1 protein-coding gene is annotated in these 812 nt (G+C 41.5%); it reads right to left on the reverse strand.

Annotation, left to right across the window (positions count from 1 at the left end; all coding sequences use genetic code 11):
• Positions 1-812, reverse strand: an 812-nt coding sequence (locus tag ACFINX_RS10265; RefSeq protein ID WP_375668816.1) for a Bgr_08870 family protein, incomplete at both ends; no start/stop codon positions are given.

The following is an 812-nucleotide window of genomic DNA, read 5'->3' on the forward strand; positions in this document are numbered from 1 at the left end:
GCACCATGCTTTGCAACAGAAGTTCCTCCTTTACCAATGATGATATCCTCATGCCCGTTTAAACTGGCTTTATAGCCGTACCACACGGAACAACCTCCACCTCCTCCACCGCCGCCTAAGCAATAAGACCAAGAGCAACCACCACTACCGCCGCCACCCCAGGCTGTAATTTCGACTTTGGTTTTATCCGTGACCCAGTTGGGCCATTCAATTTTCCCATCTTGCGTATAAAGCAATTCAGCATCGGCAATAATGAGTTTATTAATCAAATCTTTTTTGATGTTTTTAATTTCCTGCTTGAGAATATCTATTTCTGATTTCGTATAAACAAGTTCTCCATCGACTCTCAAAGGTCCTTTAAGTGAGCTTCCGCTTGTACTTAAGTTAGTGATCATTTTGTTATTATGGGTAATATTCAATGATGTGTTTCCCAACAGTTCTAAGCCACCACTCATAGTGACTTTGCTGGTAAATTTATTATAATTCTGCCATTCATTGGGGCTGGCTAAACGACCATAGCTTGTGAGATCTTCGTTGATTTTGGCTCTAAAATCATCAAGCCCCACAATATCTTCGGTTTTATGTTGATGCGCGCCTAATAGTGAGACAGCACTGCCAAAGGTGAAGTTATTATTGCTTGATTTATAGAGAACATAATTATTGGCGGCATCTTTTGCCCCCTCGATATCACTTAAATCAGCAAATGAGAAGGTTTTATCGGCTGCCATTTTGCCTTTGAGAGCGCTTTCTAGATCTGCGATTTCGTTGATCGTATGCGTGTGGTGTAAAGGTGCCTTTTCGTCTACCTTTTC

The sequence above is a fragment of the Bartonella sp. AP36NXGY genome (assembly GCF_042195865.1).
GTDB lineage: Bacteria > Pseudomonadota > Alphaproteobacteria > Rhizobiales > Rhizobiaceae > Bartonella.